Here is a 15839-nt window from a genome sequence, read left to right as displayed (position 1 = left end):
CCGCTGCTAGATTGCTCTACCAGCGATAACTCAACCCCAAAGACAGTACTGGATAAGTTTTAAGCACCCCAAGCTTGTCTTGCAGTTTGGCCCGCTCTTTTGCTAAATCGCTTTCAAATTGCGCTTTATCTGCGGCGCTTAAGTTGTCAAAACCAGACGCATTCAGTGACGTCTCAGCCTTGCCCAAGCGAACCCCAAGATCAAAGATCAAACTCAAACCAGCGCTGTTGGCTGAGCCTCTGGAGGCATACCCCATGCCCACATAAGGCGCGGTACTTCCAAGGTCTACGCCGCCCAATACGCGTGCATTGGCCGTCCCTACATAGGTTTTGCCGTTGAGCGTGATCTGGTTCGCAGACACATTGCCATTGATGTCGAGTTTGTTGGCCCCCAATTGAACACCACTGGTCAGACGAAACCCGCCGTCAAACACGTACCAGTCGGCGTAAAGGCCTAGATTGGTGAAGTTCAGCGTGGCCTCTGCATCAAAGGTGGCGCCGTTGTTGTTGGCGCCACCTTTTGCGGTTCGCTTAAGCTTGAGTGACGTCATGCCGACCCGCGCATCCACACTGTCCGTGAGACGCTGGGCGTAGCCTATGCCGACACCTTGGGTGCCAATATCCGTGTAGATGCGATGGTCTGCACCTGTGGCCAGGGCCTCTATGGGCTGTGCCTGAGCTGTCAAACACGCAGTGACGAGCGTGCCGTACAACAGATGTTTAAGCGCTAAAAACATGGTTTGAATTCCTTTCTCTTTCTCGTTGGCCTTTGCAAAGTGGAAAAGGCCTCGTGAAAAGGTCTTTCGGTTGCAATATTACTTCGCAAAATATTCGACTGCTCCAAAAGACTTCTAAGTCTTCGGTACGCACAATCCATCGTCCCCCCATGAGTCTCCATCTATCATGATGGATTGCCCTTTGATTGACTGACCCGTGAACAAACCCAACGACGGCGCCTACCTAGGCCAGGCCATGCACCACCCCTCTGCCATGCGACACATCAGCATTCGCGGGGCGCGTACGCACAACCTGAAAAACATCGACCTCGATATTCCGCGTAACCAGTTGGTGGTCATCACGGGCTTGTCGGGCTCGGGCAAATCCAGTCTCGCGTTTGACACGCTGTATGCAGAAGGTCAGCGCCGCTATGTGGAAAGCCTCTCTGCTTATGCCCGCCAGTTTTTGGGCCGCTTGGACAAGCCCGATGTGGACTTGATTGAAGGCCTGTCGCCCGCCATCAGCATTGAGCAAAAAGCCACCAGCCACAACCCGCGCTCCACCGTGGGCACGGTGACCGAAATTCACGACTACCTGCGTTTGCTGTTTGCCCGCGCAGGTACGCCCTATTGCCCCGACCACAACTTGGCGCTGCAAGCACAAAGCGTGACGCAAATGGTGGACGCCGTCATGGCGCTACCCGAAGACACCAAGCTCATGCTGCTCGCACCCATCGCGCGCAACCGCAAAGGCGAGTACAGCGAAATCTTCACGCAGTTGCAAGCGCAGGGTTATGTGCGGTTTCGCATCGAGGGCAAGGTGTACGAATACGACGACTTGCCCGAGCTGAAGAAAACTGAGAAGCACGACATCGACGTGGTGGTGGACCGCATCAAGGTGCGCCACGAAGTGCCCGTGGCATCGACACAAACGAGCGCCCATGACGTGACAACGGCCAGTCCCCCTGCTGCCGCCGCACCCCAAGGTTTGCGCCAGCGTTTGGCCGAGAGCTTTGAGGCCGCTTTGCGTTTGGCTGAAGGCCGTGCCATCGCGCTGGAAATGGACACGAACGTAGAACACGCGTTCAACGCCAAGTTCTCGTGTCCGCAATGCACGTATTCCATCAGCGAACTCGAACCGCGCTTGTTCTCGTTCAACTCACCCGTGGGCGCGTGCCCCTCGTGCGATGGCTTGGGCCACCAAGACTATTTCGACCCCGCCCGTGTGGTGGCGTTTCCATCGTTGAGCCTCGGCAGTGGTGCCATCAAAGGCTGGGACCGTCGCAACGCGCATTACTTCACCCTGCTCGAGAGCCTGGCCAAACACTACAAGTTTGATCTCGACACACCGTTCGAAGACCTAAGCCACGAGATACGCCAAGTGTTGTTGTATGGCTCGGACGAAGAAGAAATCAAGTTCAACTACAGCCTTGAAAACGGCGCTGGCAAAAAGCTCAGCAAGAAGCACCCCTTCGAAGGCATCTTGGTCAACATGGAGCGCCGCTATCGCGAGACCGACTCCACCGTGGTGCGCGAAGACCTGTCTCGCTACCGCGGCGTGCGTGCGTGTACCTCGTGCGGCGGCACACGCCTGCGCCGCGGAGCGCGTAATGTGCGCATTGGCGAGGGCGAACAAATGCGCGGCATTTTTGACATCAGCCACACCACGCTGGGCGAATGCTTTGGCTACTTCAACACCCTCCAACTACAAGGTGCAAAGGCGGAGATTGCCGACAAAGTGGTGCGCGAAATTGCCTCACGCTTGAAGTTCTTGAACGACGTGGGTTTGAACTACCTCAGTCTCGACCGCAGTGCCGACACGCTGTCGGGCGGCGAAGCGCAACGCATCCGCTTGGCCAGCCAAATTGGCTCGGGCCTCACGGGTGTGATGTATGTGTTGGACGAACCCAGCATTGGTTTGCATCAGCGCGACAACGACCGTCTCATCGATACCCTCAAACACCTGCGTGACATTGGCAACAGCGTGCTGGTGGTGGAACACGACGAAGACATGATTCGCGCCGCCGACTTTTGCGTGGACATGGGCCCAGGCGCGGGCGTGCACGGCGGCCACGTGATGGCGCGTGGCACACCGGCCGAGATTGAAGCCAACCCCCAGTCCCTCACAGGCCGCTACCTCGCGCAGGCCCTGCGCATCGAGGTGCCAACCAAACGCAACGCCTTCTTGCCCGTGCAAGCGCAAGAGCTCAAGTTTCAACGCAAGCTGCACAAGGATGCGTCTGCCCATCAAGTCATTCGCATCCGTGGTGCGCGTGGCAACAACCTGAAAAACGTCACTGCTGATTTCCCTGTGGGCTTGCTCACTTGCGTCACGGGTGTGTCGGGCTCGGGCAAATCGACACTGGTGAACGACACGCTCTACACCGCGGCCGCACACACCATTCACCGCGCGCACGACGAGCCAGCGGCGCACGACGAAATTACTGGTCTCGACTATTTCGACAAAGTGATTAACGTCGACCAGTCACCCATTGGCCGCACCCCACGCAGCAACCCCGCCACGTACACGGGCCTCTTCACACCCATTCGCGAGCTGATGGCCGAAGTGCCGATGGCACGCGAGCGTGGCTATGGCCCTGGGCGATTCAGCTTCAACGTGGCCGCAAGCTCAGGCGGAGGCCGTTGCGAAGCCTGCCAAGGCGACGGCATGGTGAAAGTGGAAATGCACTTCTTGCCAGACGTGTACGTGCCCTGCGATGTGTGCCACGGCTTGCGCTACAACCGCGAAACCTTGGAGGTCATGTACAAGGGCAAAAACATCGCGCAAATCTTGGACCTCACGGTCGAAGCCGCCTTGGTGTTTTTCAACGCCGTGCCCAACATCGCCCGCAAGCTGCAAACCTTGATGGACGTGGGCTTGTCCTACCTGCAACTCGGCCAAGCTGCCACCACGCTATCGGGTGGTGAAGCGCAGCGCGTGAAGCTGGCCTTGGAGTTGAGCAAACGCGACACAGGCCGCACGCTCTACATCTTGGATGAGCCCACCACAGGCCTTCACTTTGCCGACATTGCACTGCTGCTGAAAGTGCTGCAACACCTGCGCGACGCGGGCAACACCATCGTCATCATCGAACACAACCTCGACGTCATCAAAACCGCCGACTGGCTAATTGACATGGGCCCTGAGGGCGGCAGCGGTGGCGGCACGGTGGTGGGTGTGGGCACGCCAGAAGACTTGGCGGCGAATGCGGCTAGCTTTACTGGCAAGTACTTGAAGCGCTTGTTGCCAAGCTGAGTGGCATAGTCGGCAGCAACGCTATGAAGCTGCTGAACACTGGCTAGCGTGACATCCTCGCCTTCCAATGCTAATGCCCATGCGCGCCATGCACGTGTCGGTGGGCAATTTCTTCTGCCGTGGCGGCGCACACATCGGTCACGGTGCAGCTAAAACGGAGCGCTTGGCCCGCCTGCGCCCTGTAACTGCCCGCCCACTTTCACGCCCGGTGGAAATTCGGTTTTAGGGATGACGCGCACCAACGATTCGTCGCGCTCGCCAAAGGCATCTTCAGCGCTCAAATCCAGCTTGACGGCAAAGCCCACGGCTTGACCATTGAGTGCGGCTTCAACCTTGGGAAAAATGTTGTCGTAGCCGCCGTGCAAATACGACAAATGCCCCACGTCCAAGGGCTTGCCTGCGGGCGTGGTAACTTGATATTGGAGGGTGACGGCCGTGTCTTGGATGATCTGCATGGCTAGGCTTTAAATATTATTTTTTTAGCGTTGGTTTCAATTTGTTGAGTCTGAGCAAAAGCAGGCAAGCCAACGCTACGGCATACACCAACACTTCAGCAAAGTTGTTCTTACCTGCCTGCATCCAAAAAAAGTGCAGCACCGCCAGCATTGCCACCACATAGACGATGCGGTGCAACCACTGCCAACGCTTGACACCTAGCCATCGAATGGCGCGATGGAACGAGGTCAAGGTCAAAGGCGTGAGCAAAACAAACGCGCTGAAGCCCACCCAGATGAAAGGACGCTTGGCAATGTCATGGGCGATGTCGGCCCACTCAAAGCCCATGTCAAGCCAGCTGTAGCACAGCACATGAAGCGTGGCATAGAAGTAGGTGTACAGCCCCAACATGCGGCGAAACCTCGCCAACTCGGGCAGGCCCGCGATGAGGCGCACCGGTGTCACGGCGAGCGTGAGGCACAAGCCGCGTAACGTCCAGTCGCCTGTGGCGCGAATCAAGTACTCAGCAGGGTTGGCTCCTAGCGCGTCGTTGGCCGCGCCCCAAGCTAACCATGCAAAGGGCAACAGACACAACAGCCACAGCAGGGCTGAGGCGCGGCTGTGCCGCAGCGCTTGGCGAAAGGCGGCCTTCACTTCAATACAGCTTGCTCAAGTCCATGCCCGCATAGAGCTGGCCCACTTGCGCCTCGTAGCCGTTGAACATGAGGGTTTTGCGCTTCTTGGCAAACAAGCTGTCCTCGCCAATGCGGCGCTCAGTGGCTTGACTCCAACGCGGGTGATCCACATGGGGGTTCACGTTGGAATAAAAACCATACTCTTGCGGCGCCGAGCGGCCCCATGAGTTGATGGGTTGCCTCTCCACAAATCGAATTTTCACCAAACTCTTGGCGCTCTTGAAGCCATATTTCCACGGCACCACCAATCGCACGGGGGCGCCGTTTTGGTTGGGTAGCACTTCGCCGTACATGCCAAAGCCGAGCAGCGTGAGCGGGTGCATGGCTTCGTCTAGGCGCAGCCCCTCTACATACGGCCAATCCAGCACGCGTGAGCGCACACCGGGCATGGTCTTGGGGTCGGCTTGGGTGATGAACTCTACATACTTGGCACTGCCCAAGGGTTCGACGCGCTTGATGAGTTCAGCCAGCGAGTAGCCCACCCAAGGAATCACCATCGACCAGCCTTCCACGCAGCGCAGTCGGTAAATGCGCTCCTGCATGGGGCTGAGTTTGAGCAGATCCTCAAGGTCGATGCGGCTCGGTTTTTTGACCAGTCCCTCAACCTCCACCGACCACGGTTTGGTCTGCAAGGTGTGGGCGTATTTGGCGGGGTCTGATTTGTCGGTGCCGAATTCGTAGAAGTTGTTGTAGCTGCTGGCGTCGGTGTAGGTGGTGATTTTCTCCATCGTGTTGGCACCACTCACGCGGCTGACCGCGCCCGTCAGCGGATCTAGCTTGCCTGAACGCACCACCGCTGGGTTGCTGGCTTGCGCCAACGCATCGCGCGAGGCCCATGCCGCCATAGACACACCAGCAGCGCCTGCGGCCATGTGCTTGAGCCATGTGCGACGCTCGTTGTAGACAGCTTGAGGCGTGATCTCATGGCTGGCTGGATGGGTGAACCCAGAATCACTGGCGCGACCAAATCGGTGGTGAGACATACGGAGCGTCCTTTCAAGGTGTGATGGTTGCATTGTGAATGCAAGCCCAACTTCATGCGAAGTTGCTGCTGCAAAACCCCGCTTGCTGGGCGACAAACGGATACAAAAAAAGCTGGCACTCGGCCAGCTTTTTAAAGGCGCGCGTGAACGCTCAGATCAACGCAGACCCGCAATGTAGTCGGCCACGGCTTTGATTTCGCGGTCGTTCATCTTGGCGGCCACACCCGTCATTTGGGCGCTGTTCTTGCGAATGCCGTCGCGGAAGGACACCAGTTGCGACACGGCGTAGTCGGCATGTTGGCCTGACAAACGTGGGTACTGTGAGGGGATGCCTGCACCGGTGGGGGTGTGGCAGCCTGCGCAAGCGGCAATTTGACGGTCGGCAATGCCACCGCGGTAAATGCGCTCACCCAACACCACCAATTCTTTTTCTTTGGCGAAGTTGGCTTTGGCTTCTTTCGAGCCCAACCAAGCGGCGACGTTCTTCATATCGGCGTCAGACAAGCCAGCAGCCATACCACTCATAATGGCGTTGGCGCGCTTGCCAGACTTGAACTCTTGCAGCTGCTTGACCAGATAGTCAGGGTGTTGCTGGGCTAACTTTGGGTAGGCAGGCGAGCCAGCGTTGCCATCGGCACCGTGGCACGAGGCGCACACAGCGGTATAAGTGGCTTCACCTTTGGCCAAGTCGGCCTTGACAACGGGCGCTGCTGGTTCGTTGGCATGAGAAAGGGCGGGGGCTACCAAGGCGGCAGCAATCAACAAAGAGGCAATCAGCTTCATAGGTGTGCTTTGGTTAGTGGGTCTCAAAGACGACGAAAAACTGCGGTGATTCTACAATGTCGCATGAATCAGCAAGACCCACACGACACCCCCGCCCCAAATGACACGCCTGAGGTGCCAGAAATCACGGTTTTGAACGCTGAGTTAGCAGCACAACAAGAGGCTGACCGTGCCGCTGCCAAAGCAGCTTTTGAGCTTTTAAGCCCCACCAATCAAGCCAAATACGCCATGGGCTGGTTGCACACTGCACGGTTTTTGACCACCGCCGCCCAGCTGCACCACCTGCCCGCTTACGACCTGCCAGAAATCGCTTTTGTGGGTCGCTCCAACGCGGGCAAGTCCACTTGCATCAACGTGTTGACACAGCAAAAACGCTTGGCCTACGCCTCTAAAACGCCAGGGCGCACCCAACACATCAACTTGTTTGCCATGGGCCGCCAAGGCAAAACCGATGCCGTGCTGGCTGACTTGCCTGGCTATGGCTACGCCGCAGTGCCCAAGCAAGACAAGATTCGTTGGCATCAGGTGATGGCCAACTACTTGCTCACCCGCCCCAACCTGCGTGCGGTGGTGCTGATGTGCGACCCACGCCACGGCTTGACCGAACTCGACGACATCTTGCTCGACGTGATTCGTCCCCGCGTGGAAGAAGGGTTGAAGTTTTTGGTGTTACTCACCAAGGCCGACAAACTCAACAAGACCGATGGTGCAAAGGCCCTGCAAATTGCAAAACTGCAAGCAGGTGGCGGTGAAGTGCGTTTGTTCTCAGCACTGAAGAAGCAAGGCGTGGACGAAGTGGCCACCACCTTGTACCAGTGGATGCACCCTTAATCCGTTTGGTTTTTCAGTACAGCTCTGGCACACCCAGGGGGCGCGTCTTGAAGCGTTTGTGCACCCAAAAATACTGCGCGGGCATGGTGTTGATGAAGGCCTCTAAGCGGCGGTTCATGGTAGCGGTATCGGCCTCAGCATCGTCGGTGGGGAAATCTTGCCACGCAGCATGCACCACCACCTCATAGCCGGTCTGCGTCATGCGGGTCACCACTGGCACGACACGCGCACGACCCAGTTTGGCAAAGCGTGACAGCGAGGGCACGGTGGCCGCTGGCTCACCGTAAAACGGCACAAAGATGGACTCGCTCGGGCCAAAGTTCATATCGGGCAGCAAGTACAACAACGCCCCCTCACGCAAGGCACTGACGATGGGCTTGACGCCATCTTCACGGCGAAACAAACGCACGCGCCCAAACCGCTGACGTCCTTGGGCCGCCCACGCGTCCACCGCTGCGTTGGACTGCGGCGTGAAGATGGTGGTCCAACGCAAAGGCAAGTTCAGTGTGAGCGCCGTCCAGCCCACATCCAAGCCCATGAAGTGCGGGGCAAACAAGACCGTCGGTGTGGCCTCAGACAAAGCAGCCACCTCACCCGACAGCTGTACGCGCGACTGAATACACGCCGCACTGCGATGCCAGAGCCAACTGCGATCCAACCAAGCTTGGGCGAAATGTACAAAGGTCTGGCGCGCGAGCGCGTCACGCTCGGCCTCGCTCAAGTGCGCAAAGCACACCCGCAAATTGGTTTGCACCACGCGACGGCGTGAAGGGATCACCACCCACAACAAGTCACCTAAGCCAGCACCCAACGCACGCAGCCACGACAAAGGCAAATAGCCCAAAGCGCGCAACACCCCAAGTCCGATCTTGCTGAACATGGCTTAGCTTTCTGCTCGCGGTTGTTTGCTGCGGGCGTAACCCCACAAGTATTGACCGGGGGCGTGGCGCACCATCGCCTCGACGCCACGGTTCATCGCAGCAGCAGCGACTTCGGGTGACACACTGACATCGCGCATTTCGGGCGCATCAAACGGGCGCATATGCATGCAAAAACCTTGGTCTGTCGGCAGACGCTCACACCACGTCATGATGACTTGCGCACCCGTTTGCTGCGCGAGTTTGAACAACAAGGTCATGGTGTATACCTCACGACCAAAAAACGGTGCCCACACGCCTTGGCCTTGTGGCGGCACTTGATCGGGCAAAATGGCGGTGTAGCCGCCATGACGCAAGGTGCGCATGAGAGTGCGCACCCCCGCCAGCGAAGTCGGCGCGGAATCTAAATAAGGGCGCGTGCGTGCATTCGCCACCAAGGGCTCCAACCATGCTTTGCGTGCGGGGCGAAACAGCACCACCATCGGCCCATGAAGGGGGCCAAACTTTTCGGCAATGGCTTGCGCCCCAATCTCCCAAGACCCCAAATGAGGCGACATGATGATGACGCCCTTACCTGCCTGCATGGCGGCTTCAAAGTGCTCGGCGCCGTCCCACTGCACCAAACCGTCGAGCACCGCCGAATGCGGACGCATCCACACCCAGGGCAGCTCGGCCACCATCGCCCCCATCGCGGCGATGGCCGGACGCGCATCACGCCACGCCACGCCCGCCGCCTGCACATTCGCTTTGAAATTGTGTCGGTACGTCGGCGACAAGCCCCACACCACCCAACCCAACGCGCGACCCAAGCGCTGCATCAACGGCAGCGGCAGGCACGCAAGAAAGCGAAAAAGGCGGGTGACTGAAAACATGAACTTTGAAATGACTGGGATGAATCCACTACAATTTCGATTGTCGCTGAGTTAAAGAACTACTTGCAGGGCGACGACGCACTTCGGTGTGACAGCGCGGGCTCAAGGCCCGTAGCGATCTGCTAAAGCGTTCGCTGGGCTCCAAGTTTTCAGGGTCGGCAACGCCGAACAACCCATTGAAAACAAGGAGCTTTTTTCATGTCTAGCAATTTCCTCTTCACGTCTGAATCTGTCTCAGAAGGCCACCCTGACAAAGTGGCGGACCAAATTTCTGATGCGATTTTGGACGCCATCTTCGCGCAAGACCCGCTCTCACGCGTGGCCGCCGAAACTCTGACCAACACTGGCTTGGTTGTGTTGGCGGGTGAGATCACCACCAACGCACACGTCGACTACATCCAAGTCGCACGCGACACCATCAAGCGCATCGGCTACGACAACACCGATTACGGCATCGACTACAAAGGCTGCGCGGTCATGGTTTGCTACGACAAGCAATCCAACGACATTGCTCAAGGCGTAGACCACGCCTCTGATGACCACCTCAACATCGGCGCGGGCGACCAAGGCCTGATGTTTGGCTACGCATGCAGCGAAACGCCTGAGCTGATGCCCGCCCCCATCTATTACGCCCACCGTTTGGTCGAGCGCCAAGCCCAGTTGCGCAAAGACGGCCGCTTGCCTTTCTTGCGCCCTGACGCGAAAAGCCAAGTAACCATGCGCTACGTGGACGGCAAGCCTCACAGCATTGACACCGTGGTGTTGTCCACCCAACACAGCCCCGACCAGAGCGAGTCAGCGACCAAGATGAAGGCCAGCTTTGTGGAAGCCATCATCGAAGAAATCATCAAGCCCGTGTTGCCCAAAGAGTGGTTACAAGACACCAAATATTTGATCAACCCCACAGGCCGTTTCGTCATCGGCGGCCCACAAGGCGATTGCGGTTTGACAGGCCGCAAAATCATTGTGGACACCTACGGCGGCGCTTGCCCTCACGGCGGTGGCGCGTTCTCAGGCAAAGACCCCTCGAAGGTGGACCGCTCTGCCGCCTACGCTGCACGCTACGTGGCGAAGAACATCGTGGCCGCAGGCTTGGCCACCCAGTGCCAAGTGCAAGTGGCTTACGCGATTGGCGTGGCTCGGCCCATGAACATCACCGTGAACACGGCAGGTACAGGCGTGATCTCGGACGAGAAGTTATCCGCCTTGGTGGCCGAACACTTTGACCTGCGCCCCAAAGGCATCATCCAAATGCTCGACCTGCTGCGCCCCATCTACAGCAAGACCGCCGCTTACGGCCACTTTGGTCGTGAAGAGCCAGAGTTCACTTGGGAGCGTACAAACAAGGCAGCTTCGCTGAAGGCTGCTGTGGGTCTGTAAGACCCCATGCGCGAGCGCAATCACTCCCCGCGCGGCTTTGATTTTTCGGATCTTCTTTCCGCACTCTGATATCCCCTTCGTTTTTTGCTCGCCTTGGCGCGTCATGGACAGGCCAATGAACCAGCGAAACAGCAAGTTGTACTGGGTCTGCGCCATCAGTTGGTGCTCAGAGCGCACGCTGTAGAAAATTTGCAGCAGCATGGGGCGCAACAGTTTCTACAGCGCCATGCTGGGGTGCCCGCCTTTGATGTCCGCTTCGTACATGCCGCCCAGCAGCGCATCCATCTTCACCAAGGCCTCATTGACCATCTTGCGAATCGGGCGCAGTGGGTGGCTCGCTGGCACGAAATCGTCCAAATGACGCATCGTGGAAAGGCTTTCGGTGAAGGTGTCAGCGCCGCGCATCATGTGTCCGTGTCGTTGTTCGTCTGTTAACGCTTCTCAGAGGCTCGGCGTGGGCCTGAGCATGGGGGTATTTCAGCAGCCGGTTAAACGTCTGAGGCTTGCGCAAGCGCGCGTGTCGCCAAAAACACCCGCGCCACGCTGGATGAAATTTGCACCCACGCCTCATCGCTCAAATGCGCAGGCTTGTGTTTGCTGAACGTGAGTTGAGCGTCCTTCGGAAAATCATTCACCGCAAAAACAATGCCGTTGGTCGTGCCTGGCGCATTGACCACCCACAACGCCGCATCAAAGATGGACGCCATCCGATCCACATACACATCACGATAAGCGCTGAACCTGCGCAAGTTCATCACCGCCACACCAACCGGCGTCAACGCGCGGCGACAGTCTGAATAGAACCGAGTCGAACACAACTGCTCTGGCATGTCGTGCTGGTCAAAGCCGTCAGAGGGCGTGCGGTCTGTCATCTAAGGCCTTGGGAAAAAGTGTGAAGCTCGCCGATACGCCGGATTCTGTGCGCCGTGGTTGCCCACGGCGTGACCGTCATTAATCTGGGCCGAGGGTCACCCACTCGGCTCGGTGCTACCTACCCGCCAACCATTTCTGCGGACCACAGAATCAAGAAATGCGGCGAACCGCGCTCTCGGGGTTGGCCTACTTGGTATTGCTGCGCGTAGAGATTGCCCGTTTCACCCGCACTGAAGCGGCTCGTCTCTGTTGCTCTGGTCCTCACCTCACGGTGGAGAGGTGTTACCTCTTACGCTGTCCTACGCAGTCCGGACGTTCCTCCAGTGCGTGGTTTCCCAGATTGCACCAGCGACGGCCTAGCGAGCTTCACGCCTTGATTATCAGTTACTGCAGACGGCCATGAACAAGCGCAATATTCATCTCAGGCGAGAGCGTGCTGGCATAAAAATTTTCAATCATCTCCACCGAAGTTTGGGCATTGCGCGCCAAGGCCAGAAGGTCAATTTTTCCGCCATAGATCAAACGGAGCGTAATTGCCGCGCACCGCAAACCATACAAAGTACGATTCACCCCATGAGGCCCAGCCTTCAAATTTGCCACTTTCAGTATCCAGTTAGAGTCCAGCCCACCACATCCAGCGCTCGATGTGAATACCTAGGGCTTTCCCGCGTGGCGCTGTCCCTAGAATATGAGAATCTCAAACACCACTTCCTCTGGATCTCCACATGAAAAAACATCTCCTCACCTTAGCCGCGACGGCCCTGTTGGCAGGCAGCGCGTTTGCACAAGCCAATGACACCCTCGCCAAAGTCAAAGCCGCGGGCGCCATCACCATGGGCGTGCGCGACTCATCGGGCGCTTTGTCATACACCTTGGGTGACGGCAAATATGTGGGCTACCACGTGGAGATCTGCCAACGCATCATTGCCAATGTTGAAAAAGCCGTGGGCAAAAAGCTGGCTGTGAACTACACCCCCGTCACCTCACAAAACCGCATTCCTTTGGTCGAGAACGGCACCGTCGACATCGAGTGCGGCTCCACCACCAACAACGAAGCCCGCCAGAAACAAGTGGCCTTTGCCTTCACCACTTACGTGGAAGAAGTGCGCATTGCTGTGCGCGCCAACTCTGGCGTCAGCTCCATCGCTCAGTTGAACGGCAAGAACGTGGCCACCACCACTGGCACCACCTCTGTGCAACTTTTGCGCAAGAACGAACGTGCCACGGGCGTGGACTTCAAGGAAGTCTTCGGCAAAGACCACGCAGACAGCTTCCTTCTGCTCGAGTCGGGCCGCGCTGATGCGTTTGTGATGGATGGCCAAATCTTGGCCGGCAACATCGCCAACTCCAAAGCCCCAGCCGATTTCAAAATCGTCGGCGAAGTGCTGAACGTCGAACCCATCGCCATCATGTTCCGCAAGGACGACCCCGCGTTCAAGAAATTGGCTGATGACACCATTGCGGGTTTGGCCAAATCAGGCGAGCTCGCCAATCTCTATGACAAATGGTTTGTGCAAGCCATCCCCCCTAAGAACATCAAACTCGGCATGCCCGCCAGCGATGCCAACAAAGACGCTTGGAAGAACCCGAACGACAAACCGGTCGAAGTCTACGCCAAGAAGTAACCTAGAAAAAGACAGCACGCATGGCACTCGATTGGCAGGTTTTTCTTCAAGACGACGGTGGGGGACGAACCTACCTCGAGTGGATGTTTGACGCCTGGGGCTGGACGCTTTCTGTCGCGGCCAGCGCTTGGGTGGTGGCTATGGCGTCGGGGTGCCTCATGGGCGTCTTGCGCACCTTGCCCCAAGACACACTGCTCAACGTGTGGTTGGCCAGAATCGCCAACGCGTGGGTGGAGCTGTTTCGCAACATTCCCGTGTTGGTGCAAATTTTCCTTTGGTACTTTGTCTTGCCCAAGATCTTTCCAGCCATGCAGCAAGTGCCGGGGTTTGTGTTGGTGGTGTTGGGCTTGGGCTTCTTCACTTCCTCACGTATTGCCGAAATGTTGCGCGCAGGCATCCAAGCCATGCCACGCGGCCAGCGCTATGCGGCCATGGCCATGGGCTTTACTACTTGGCAGACTTACCGCTATGTGCTCTTGCCCATTGCGTTTCGCACCATTTGGCCGCCCCTCACCAGCGAGTCCATGAACTTGCTCAAAAACTCATCGGTCGCCTTTGCGGTGTCGATTGCTGAACTCACCATGTACGCCATGCAAGTGCAAGAAGAAACCTCGCGCGGCATTGAGGTGTACTTGGCCGTGACGGCGCTCTACACCGTGTCTGCTTTTACGGTGAACCGTGTCATGGCCTTTGTCGAGCGCCGCATGCAAATCCCCGGCCTCGTGGTCGCGGGCAATGTCGGCGGGGGGCACTGAGCATGAGCGCACTCGATTTTTCTTTCATTGAATGGGACATCTTCAACAAGTTTGTGTTGAAGGGCATGCTCTTTAGCGTGGAGCTGACCCTCATCGCCACCGTGGGCGGCATTGTGTTTGGCACCCTCCTCGCGCTCATGCGCTTGTCAGGCAACAAAGCACTGGAACTGCCGGCGGTCATCTACGTCAACGGCATGCGCTCCATCCCCTTGGTGATGGTGATTCTGTGGTTCTTCTTGCTGATCCCGTTTTTGATCGGTCGCTCCATCGGGGCTGAACTGTCGGCCACCATCACCTTTGTGGCCTTTGAAGCAGCGTACTTCAGCGAGATCATGCGTGCGGGCATCCAGTCCATCCCGCGTGGGCAGGTCATGGCGGGACAGGCCTTGGGGCTGACCTACAGCCAGAACATGCGCCTCATTGTGTTGCCGCAAGCATTTCGCAACATGATTCCTGTGTTGCTCACGCAAACCATCATCTTGTTCCAAGACACCTCGCTGGTGTATGCCATTGGTGCGTATGACTTGCTCAAGGGCTTTGTCACCGCAGGCAAGATTTATGGCCGCGTGGAAGAGGTGTACATCTTGGTGGCCTTGGTGTATTTCATGATTTGTTTCGGCCTCTCGGCCCTGGTGCGACGCTTGCAAGCGCGCATTGCCATCATTCGTTGAGCGCTACGAAGCGCCCACACAAAAAAGTTCGCTGGAGTTCACCGTGATTGAATTAAAAAATGTGTCCAAGTGGTACGGCCCCGTGCAGGTGCTCAACAACTGTTCCACCAATATCCAAAAAGGCGAAGTGGTGGTGGTTTGCGGCCCCTCGGGTTCGGGCAAATCCACCCTCATCAAAACCATCAACGCCTTGGAGCCTTTCCAAGAAGGTGAGATTTTTGTGGATGGCGTGGCCGTGCACGGCAAAGACACCAACCTGCCCCAACTGCGCAGCCGTGTGGGCATGGTGTTTCAGCACTTTGAGTTGTTCCCCCATTTGTCGGTGACCGAAAACCTGACCATTGCCCAGCAAAAGGTGTTGGGCCGCAGCGAGGAGGAGGCCCGTGCGCATGGCCTGAAGTACTTGGAACGCGTGGGTCTGATGGCGCACAAAGACAAGTTTCCGGGCCAGCTCTCAGGCGGTCAGCAGCAACGCGTGGCGATTGCCCGTGCGTTAAGCATGGACCCGATCGTGATGTTGTTTGATGAGCCCACGTCCGCACTCGACCCCGAGATGGTGGGTGAGGTGTTGGATGTGATGGTGGACTTGGCCAACGAGGGCATGACCATGATGTGCGTGACGCATGAGATGGGTTTTGCGCGCAAGGTGGGTAGCCGCGTGATCTTCATGGATGTGGGGGGCAAGGTGTTGGAAGACTGCTCGAAGGATGAGTTCTTCAACCACCCTGAGAATCGGCAGCCGCGCACCAAAGAGTTCTTGAACAAAATCTTGGCGCACTGAGTTAATTGGGGTCAGAACCCAATTGGTTTTGGTTTGCGCGATTTGTCGAAGCGCCTCTTGATGAGGCGCTTTTTTGTTGACGCATGTTTTTTCGGTGGTGAAGGTTTTGCTTCGGAGACGGTTGCGCGGCTTGAGTGTGGCGAGGGGGTGCGTTGGCAGGCGTTCGCTCTAGGGAAGGTCTGCACAACGCATGAATTTGTAGCGTGACTTGTTACGGACTTCACGATGTGCAATTGTGTGCGTCGATAGCACGATTTTTCGGCGTAAGAGACCCATTTCGTCATCCCACCTTTGCCCTCAGGCCCC

General features: G+C 57.4%; 15 protein-coding genes, 1 other RNA gene and 2 pseudogenes. 7 read left to right on the top strand and 11 right to left on the bottom strand.

Annotation, left to right across the window (positions count from 1 at the left end; genetic code table 11):
- Nucleotides 1-16 precede the first annotated feature (16 nt).
- The gene (locus RMS03_RS06430) at nt 17-736 is read right to left on the bottom strand and encodes a hypothetical protein (RefSeq protein ID WP_310626262.1); all 720 of its coding nucleotides are present in this window, start codon (nt 734-736) and stop codon (nt 17-19) included.
- A gap of 235 nt (nt 737-971) precedes the next feature.
- Between RMS03_RS06430 and uvrA the strand changes: the two genes are divergently transcribed.
- Complete coding sequence (uvrA, locus tag RMS03_RS06425; RefSeq protein ID WP_310626276.1) at nt 972-3971, top strand: excinuclease ABC subunit UvrA; 3000 nt, start codon at nt 972-974, stop codon at nt 3969-3971.
- Nucleotides 3972-4041: 70 nt separating this feature from the next.
- On the opposite strand, the pseudogene RMS03_RS06420 reads toward uvrA, so the two are convergent.
- The 4 genes and pseudogenes from RMS03_RS06420 to RMS03_RS06405 form a co-directional block, all read right to left on the bottom strand.
- Nucleotides 4042-4426, bottom strand: a pseudogene (locus tag RMS03_RS06420) (peptidylprolyl isomerase).
- Nucleotides 4427-4442: 16 nt separating this feature from the next.
- Entirely contained in the window at nt 4443-5060 is a 618-nt protein-coding gene (locus tag RMS03_RS06415; protein ID WP_310626261.1) for a protein-methionine-sulfoxide reductase heme-binding subunit MsrQ, read from the bottom strand.
- A 1-nt stretch (nt 5061) separates the two neighbouring features.
- On the bottom strand, nt 5062-6084 hold the full coding sequence (gene msrP / locus RMS03_RS06410) for a protein-methionine-sulfoxide reductase catalytic subunit MsrP (RefSeq protein WP_310626260.1): 1023 nt from the start codon (nt 6082-6084) through the stop codon (nt 5062-5064).
- Between the two features lie 156 nt (nt 6085-6240).
- On the bottom strand, nt 6241-6867 hold the full coding sequence (locus RMS03_RS06405; protein WP_310626259.1) for a c-type cytochrome: 627 nt from the start codon (nt 6865-6867) through the stop codon (nt 6241-6243).
- Nucleotides 6868-7095: 228 nt separating this feature from the next.
- Between RMS03_RS06405 and yihA the strand changes: the two genes are divergently transcribed.
- Nucleotides 7096-7698: a ribosome biogenesis GTP-binding protein YihA/YsxC gene (gene yihA / locus RMS03_RS06400; protein WP_310626275.1), complete on the top strand. Its 603-nt coding sequence runs from the start codon at nt 7096-7098 to the stop codon at nt 7696-7698.
- A gap of 13 nt (nt 7699-7711) precedes the next feature.
- Here the strand turns inward: yihA and RMS03_RS06395 are convergent, their stop codons facing one another.
- A complete protein-coding gene (locus RMS03_RS06395) occupies nt 7712-8578 on the bottom strand; it encodes a lysophospholipid acyltransferase family protein (protein ID WP_310626258.1) in 867 nt (288 codons plus the stop codon).
- A gap of 3 nt (nt 8579-8581) precedes the next feature.
- On the bottom strand, nt 8582-9448 hold the full coding sequence (locus RMS03_RS06390) for a lysophospholipid acyltransferase family protein (protein WP_310626257.1): 867 nt from the start codon (nt 9446-9448) through the stop codon (nt 8582-8584).
- 198 nt (nt 9449-9646) lie between these two features.
- Between RMS03_RS06390 and metK the strand changes: the two genes are divergently transcribed.
- Nucleotides 9647-10828 (top strand): methionine adenosyltransferase, encoded by a 1182-nt coding sequence (metK, locus tag RMS03_RS06385; protein ID WP_310626256.1) that lies wholly within the window; start codon nt 9647-9649, stop codon nt 10826-10828.
- Between the two features lie 102 nt (nt 10829-10930).
- Here metK and RMS03_RS06380 read toward each other — a convergent pair.
- From RMS03_RS06380 to RMS03_RS06365, 4 genes and pseudogenes are all read right to left on the bottom strand, one after another.
- Nucleotides 10931-11233, bottom strand: a pseudogene (locus tag RMS03_RS06380) (transposase); the annotation flags it as partial.
- Between the two features lie 83 nt (nt 11234-11316).
- Entirely contained in the window at nt 11317-11700 is a 384-nt protein-coding gene (locus tag RMS03_RS06375; RefSeq protein ID WP_310626255.1) for a hypothetical protein, read from the bottom strand.
- A gap of 18 nt (nt 11701-11718) precedes the next feature.
- Nucleotides 11719-12069, bottom strand: an RNA gene (gene rnpB / locus RMS03_RS06370) — RNase P RNA component class A.
- A 16-nt stretch (nt 12070-12085) separates the two neighbouring features.
- Nucleotides 12086-12301 (bottom strand): hypothetical protein, encoded by a 216-nt coding sequence (locus tag RMS03_RS06365; protein WP_310626254.1) that lies wholly within the window; start codon nt 12299-12301, stop codon nt 12086-12088.
- A 125-nt stretch (nt 12302-12426) separates the two neighbouring features.
- Here RMS03_RS06365 and RMS03_RS06360 point away from each other — a divergent pair, with 125 nt between their 5' ends.
- Genes RMS03_RS06360 through RMS03_RS06345 form a run of 4 tightly spaced genes read left to right on the top strand, consistent with a single transcriptional unit; the run spans nt 12427 to nt 15533 of the window.
- On the top strand, nt 12427-13326 hold the full coding sequence (locus RMS03_RS06360; protein WP_310626253.1) for an amino acid ABC transporter substrate-binding protein: 900 nt from the start codon (nt 12427-12429) through the stop codon (nt 13324-13326).
- Between the two features lie 20 nt (nt 13327-13346).
- Nucleotides 13347-14081 (top strand): amino acid ABC transporter permease, encoded by a 735-nt coding sequence (locus RMS03_RS06355; RefSeq protein ID WP_310626252.1) that lies wholly within the window; start codon nt 13347-13349, stop codon nt 14079-14081.
- A 2-nt stretch (nt 14082-14083) separates the two neighbouring features.
- On the top strand, nt 14084-14752 hold the full coding sequence (locus tag RMS03_RS06350; RefSeq protein ID WP_310626251.1) for an amino acid ABC transporter permease: 669 nt from the start codon (nt 14084-14086) through the stop codon (nt 14750-14752).
- A 43-nt stretch (nt 14753-14795) separates the two neighbouring features.
- Nucleotides 14796-15533: an amino acid ABC transporter ATP-binding protein gene (locus tag RMS03_RS06345; protein ID WP_310626250.1), complete on the top strand. Its 738-nt coding sequence runs from the start codon at nt 14796-14798 to the stop codon at nt 15531-15533.
- The last annotated feature ends 306 nt before the right edge of the window (nt 15534-15839 follow it).

Origin of the sequence: Limnohabitans sp. (genome assembly GCF_031538885.1) — a bacterium.
GTDB lineage: Bacteria > Pseudomonadota > Gammaproteobacteria > Burkholderiales > Burkholderiaceae_C > Limnohabitans.
The sequence above is the reverse complement of the archived record's forward strand: the minus strand, read 5'-3'. Positions and strand labels throughout refer to the sequence as shown.

Excerpts from the sequence above, each read along its gene's own strand:
- RMS03_RS06430 (WP_310626262.1), bottom strand. The coding sequence starts at position 736 with ATGTTTTTAGCGCTTAAACATCTGTTGTACGGCACGCTCGTCACTGCG.
- uvrA (WP_310626276.1), top strand. The coding sequence starts at position 972 with ATGCACCACCCCTCTGCCATGCGACACATCAGCATTCGCGGGGCGCGT.
- msrP (WP_310626260.1), bottom strand. The coding sequence starts at position 6,084 with ATGTCTCACCACCGATTTGGTCGCGCCAGTGATTCTGGGTTCACCCAT.
- RMS03_RS06405 (WP_310626259.1), bottom strand. The coding sequence starts at position 6,867 with ATGAAGCTGATTGCCTCTTTGTTGATTGCTGCCGCCTTGGTAGCCCCC.
- yihA (WP_310626275.1), top strand. The coding sequence starts at position 7,096 with ATGGGCTGGTTGCACACTGCACGGTTTTTGACCACCGCCGCCCAGCTG.
- RMS03_RS06395 (WP_310626258.1), bottom strand. The coding sequence starts at position 8,578 with ATGTTCAGCAAGATCGGACTTGGGGTGTTGCGCGCTTTGGGCTATTTG.
- RMS03_RS06390 (WP_310626257.1), bottom strand. The coding sequence starts at position 9,448 with ATGTTTTCAGTCACCCGCCTTTTTCGCTTTCTTGCGTGCCTGCCGCTG.
- metK (WP_310626256.1), top strand. The coding sequence starts at position 9,647 with ATGTCTAGCAATTTCCTCTTCACGTCTGAATCTGTCTCAGAAGGCCAC.
- RMS03_RS06375 (WP_310626255.1), bottom strand. The coding sequence starts at position 11,700 with ATGACAGACCGCACGCCCTCTGACGGCTTTGACCAGCACGACATGCCA.
- RMS03_RS06360 (WP_310626253.1), top strand. The coding sequence starts at position 12,427 with ATGAAAAAACATCTCCTCACCTTAGCCGCGACGGCCCTGTTGGCAGGC.
- RMS03_RS06355 (WP_310626252.1), top strand. The coding sequence starts at position 13,347 with ATGGCACTCGATTGGCAGGTTTTTCTTCAAGACGACGGTGGGGGACGA.
- RMS03_RS06350 (WP_310626251.1), top strand. The coding sequence starts at position 14,084 with ATGAGCGCACTCGATTTTTCTTTCATTGAATGGGACATCTTCAACAAG.